This is a genomic window from Acidovorax sp. HMWF029, from assembly GCF_003060895.1.
In the GTDB taxonomy this organism is placed as follows: domain Bacteria; phylum Pseudomonadota; class Gammaproteobacteria; order Burkholderiales; family Burkholderiaceae_C; genus Acidovorax.
In genome coordinates this window covers 1-4,573 of the sequence record NZ_QAIH01000285.1, presented here as the reverse complement: position 1 = coordinate 4,573, position 4,573 = coordinate 1, and the positions used below count along the sequence as shown (strand labels likewise).

The following is a 4,573-nucleotide window of genomic DNA, read 5'->3' as shown; positions in this document are numbered from 1 at the left end:
GTCGATGTATTGCCACACGTCCAGTTCGGTCCAGTTGCTGATGGGGAACACGCGGAAGTGCTCGCCGGGCTGCAGGCGGGTGTTGAACAGGGTCCACAGCTCTGGGCGCTGGGCTTTGGGCTGCCATTGGCCGAAGCTGTCGCGGTGGCTGAAGATGCGCTCTTTGGCGCGGGCTTTTTCTTCGTCGCGGCGGGCACCGCCGATCAGGGCGTCAAAGCGGAATTCTTCAATCGCTTCGAGCAGGGTGACGGACTGGTGCACGTTGCGCGACTCGCCCGGGTGTGACAGCCGCACGGTGCCGCGCGCCATCGAATCCTCGACGTTGCGCACGATCAGCTCAGCACCCAGCTCCTTGGCGCGGAAGTCACGGAAATCCGTTACTTCAGGGAAGTTGTGGCCCGTGTCGATCATGAGCAGCGGGTACGGAATGCCGCCACCGCTGGCCTTGGTGCCAAAGGCCTTTTCGGCGCACTTGAGCATGACCAGAGAATCCTTGCCGCCTGAAAACAGCAGGGCGGGGCGCTCGAAGGCGGCGGCGACTTCGCGCAGGATGAAGATGGTTTCTTCTTCCAGGGCGTCGAGGTGCGAGTTGTTGAGGTGGTAGCTCATGGTGTGGGTTTTCTTCTCAAGCAGCGCGGTATCAGTCCGGGTGTTCATGGTCGCATCAGTGATGTGGGCGTGCGGATGTATGTTGGATCCATCAGAACCGTTCGGGCTGAGCCTGTCGAAGCCTTGCGCGGCGCTTCGACAGGCTCAGCGTGAACGGTTTCATAGGTTCTCAAGGCCAATCTGCGTCAGTGGGCTAAGTGAAGGCCGCACTCGCGGTTGTCCTCGCCCTTGGTGGGGTCCACATAGTCAAAGTTGTTGGGCAGACCATGCTTCACGCAGTACTCGTGCAAGTCTTTGGACGACCAGTGCAGCAGCGGCGCCACTTTGATGAGGCCGTCGGGGTTGATGCTCACCGGGTCCATCTGCGCGCGCACGGCGGTGTCGGTGGCTCGCAGCGCGGTAAACCACACCTTGGGGGCGGTTTCGCGCAGGGCGCGGGCAAAGGGCTCCAGCTTCACTTCTTCGGTAAAGGCTGCGTGGCGCGGGTCGTCCAGCGCTGGGGTGGCTCCTTCCACGGCCTCACGGTGCGCGCGTGAGCGGCGTGGCAGGTAGATCTGCAACTTCAGACCGAGCTGCTTCGTCACTTCGTCGGCAAAACGGTAGGTGGCTTCGGTGTTGTAGCCGTTGTCCATCCACACCACGGGCACGTCGGGCTTGACCTGGGTGACCAGATGCAGGATCACGGCCTCAAAGGGGCGGAAGTTGGTGGTGACGATGGCGGGCTGGCCCAGTCCCAGCGCCCAGGCCACCAGGTCTGGGGCGTTGCGGCCGAGGTCGGCGTTGATGCGTGCGAGATCGATTTGGCTCATGGTGCAGGGCTTGGGGGCTGGGGCTTTTTCTCAGACGGTAGCGCGGTGGGCAAACAGCGGCTGGGGGGTCACGGCGTCGCCTTGGTAGAAGCCAGGGAACAGCTCAAACTGGCGCTGGGCATCGGCAGCATCCACCCCCTCGGCCAGCACCGCGCTGCTAAAGCCTGTGCGCTGCATCTGCACCAGTTGGTCGATCAGCACATCGCCTGTGGCGCGGATTTCGCCCGCAAAGCCACGGCGGCGGCGCAGCAAGAAGGCCTGGCTGAAAGCGCGGCCATCGGTGAAGCTGGGGAAGTGCAGGTCCACGCGTTCCACGCCTTCCAGCGTGAGGGCTGTGGCGTCGGCATCGTTGGCCAGCGCCACAACGCGGGCGTCGCCTTCCGCAGGGGGCTGGTGTTCGTGGGATGCGAGAAGTGTCAGGTTCATCATCGTGAGGAGACTCGTAGCGGTGCTTTTGCTGGCGGGCTTGTTCAAGCGGTGGCCAGGGTTTCGTCTTTGTGGCGGGCCAGCTTGGCGGCTTCCTTGAACGGGTCCAGGCCGGTGCGGCGCACGGTGTTCTGAAAGGTCTCGCCGCTTTCGCGCAGGTCGCGGTAGGTGCTGAGCACGGCCTCGATCACGTCGGGCACTTCGGCCGCCGAGAACGAGGGGCCAATCACCTTGCCTGCCACGGCAGCGCCCGACAGGTCGGAGCCATCGGAGCCACCCAGCGTGACCTGGTACCACTCCTTGCCGTCTTTATCCACGCCCAAAATGCCGATGTGGCCGCTGTGGTGGTGGCCGCAGCTGTTGATGCAGCCGCTGATGTGCAGGTCGATCTCGCCGATGTCGTCCAGCTCGTCCAGGTCCTGGTAACGCTGGGTGATGGCCTCGGCAATGGGCAGCGAGCGGGCATTGGCCAGCGCGCAGAAGTCGCCACCGGGGCAGGCAATCATGTCGGTGAGCAGTTGCACGTTGGCACTGGCCAGGCCCAGGGCCTTGGCTTCTTGCCACAGGTCAAACAGGCGGCTGGCGTGCACCCAAGGCAGCAGCACGTTCTGGTCGTGTGTCACGCGGGCTTCACCGGCGGAGTATTGGTCCACCAAGTCGGCCAGGGCGATCAACTGCTCGCTGGTGGCATCGCCCGGTGCTTGGCCGGGGCGCTTGAACGACAGCGTGACGGCGCGCAGTTGCGGGTTTTGGTGCGCGTGCACGTTGCGCTGCAGCCAGCGGCCAAACATCACATGCTCGGCAGCCTGTGCGTTGAGCTGGGCTTGCAGGGCTGCGGGGGGCACATCGGCAATGTCGGCCAACTTCGGTGCCACAAAGCAGGCGGCCACGCGGTCAAACTCAGCCTGGGGGATGGTGTGCGGGCCACCGTCAACCTCCACAATCTGGCGGTACTCGGCTTCTACATCGTCGATGTACTGCTGGCCTTCGGACTTCACCAAAATCTTGATGCGGGCCTTGTACTTGTTGTCGCGCCTGCCGTGCTCGTTGTACACGCGCACGATGGCCTCGATGTAATTCATGATCTGGTTCCAGGGCAGGAACTCGCGGATCACGGTGCCAATCACTGGCGTGCGGCCCATGCCGCCGCCCACAAACACTTTGAAGCCGATCTCGCCCGCGTCGTTCTTGACCAGGTGCAGGCCCACATCGTGCCAGCCGGTGGCGGCGCGGTCGTCCTGGGCGCCGGTGATGGCGATCTTGAACTTGCGGGGCAAAAACGCGAACTCGGGGTGCAGCGTGGTCCACTGGCGGATGATTTCCGCATAGGGGCGCGGGTCCACGGTCTCGTCCACAGCAATGCCTGCCAGGGCGTCGGTGGTGGTGTTGCGGATGCAGTTGCCGCTGGTCTGGATGCCGTGCAGTTGCACGCTGGCCAGCAGGTCCATCACGTCCGCGCTTCTGGACAGCGGAATCCAGTTGAACTGCACATTGGTGCGGGTGGTGAAGTGGGCGCAGTTCTTGGGCAAGAAGGTGGTGCCCAGCTTGCCCTGGCCTTCCATGGCGGCCTTGAAGACGGCGGCTTCGGGCTCGTCGTATTCGCGGGCGATTTGCGCTAGCACGCGCAGTTGGCGGCTCGCGATCTCGCCATAGGGCACGGCCACGCGCAGCATGGGCGCGTAGCGCTGCACGTACCAGCCGTTTTGCAGGCGCAGGGGGCGGAAGGCGTCTTCCGACAGCTTGCCGGTTTGCCAGCGCGTGAGCTGGTCACGGAATTGCCGTGCCCGCTGTTGCACAAATTGTTGGTCGAATTCTGTGTATTGGTACATCGTGGTGCAGACGCAGGGTTCTAGATCAAAAGCAGTTTGAAGCCCGCCCAGGCGAGCAGCAGAGACAGGGCAGAGCGGATAAGCCGCTCAGGCGTGCGGGTGACCAGGCGCGAGCCCAGCCAGATGCCCGGCAGCGAGCCAGCCAGCAATTGTGCAAGCAAAGGCCAGTCCACCGAGCCCAGGGATGCGTGGCCCAGGCCCGCCACCAGGGTTAGGGGCACGGCATAGGCGATGTCGGCGCCAATGATGCGTGGCAGCGGCAGCATGGGGTAGACCAACAGCAGCACCGTGACGCCAATGGCGCCCGCACCCACCGAGGTGAAGGTGACCAGCGTGCCAATCACGGCGCCCATCAGGACAGGCAGGCTCCAGTGGCGCGGGCGCGTGGGGTCGCCCGCGTGGTGCTTGCGGGCCGCGGCTTCAGCCGCCTGGCGCTGGGCCGAAAAAACAATCGCCTTGTACAACGTGGCTGCCGATGTGAGCAGCAGGGCAACACCCAGGGTGGTGGTCATGATGCGCTGGGCGGTGCCGCTGGCGGGGCCCAGCACATGCAGGGCCCACAGCGCCAGCAGCGCGGCCGGAATGCTGCCTGCGCACAACTGGCCCACCACCTTCCAGGGGACCAGGCGCTGGCGGGCCAGGCTCACGGTGCCGCCCATCTTGGTGAAGGCTGCAAACAGCAAGTCGGTGCCCACGGCCATGTGGGGCTTGATGCCAAAGAAAAAGATCAGGATGGGCGTCATCAGCGAGCCGCCACCCACGCCGGTCAGGCCCACGATCAGCCCGACAGCAAAGCCCGCGAATACAAACGCCCATTCATGCATGGCGGGGAATGTAGAGGGGCTTCTTATGGAAACAAACTATTGTTTTGCTTTGCCAATATGTTGATTTGTTTATAAG

General features: G+C 63.9%; 5 protein-coding genes. All 5 read right to left on the bottom strand.

All coding sequences use genetic code 11. The features are described 5' to 3' along the window. Positions 1-657 (bottom strand): sulfate adenylyltransferase subunit CysD (gene cysD / locus DBR12_RS19765; RefSeq protein WP_233244933.1); only part of this gene is annotated, 657 nt, incomplete at its 3' end. Between the two features lie 137 nt (positions 658-794). Continuing rightward, positions 795-1,418, bottom strand: coding sequence for a phosphoadenosine phosphosulfate reductase family protein (locus DBR12_RS19760; protein ID WP_108618794.1), 624 nt, complete (start codon positions 1,416-1,418; stop codon positions 795-797). A 30-nt stretch (positions 1,419-1,448) separates the two neighbouring features. Continuing rightward, positions 1,449-1,844, bottom strand: a complete 396-nt coding sequence (locus tag DBR12_RS19755; protein ID WP_369861690.1) for a DUF934 domain-containing protein — start codon at positions 1,842-1,844, stop codon at positions 1,449-1,451. Between the two features lie 44 nt (positions 1,845-1,888). Next, positions 1,889-3,673 (bottom strand): nitrite/sulfite reductase, encoded by a 1,785-nt coding sequence (locus DBR12_RS19750; protein WP_108618793.1) that lies wholly within the window; start codon positions 3,671-3,673, stop codon positions 1,889-1,891. Positions 3,674-3,693: 20 nt separating this feature from the next. After that, entirely contained in the window at positions 3,694-4,497 is an 804-nt protein-coding gene (locus tag DBR12_RS19745; RefSeq protein WP_108618792.1) for a sulfite exporter TauE/SafE family protein, read from the bottom strand. Positions 4,498-4,573 lie beyond the last annotated feature (76 nt).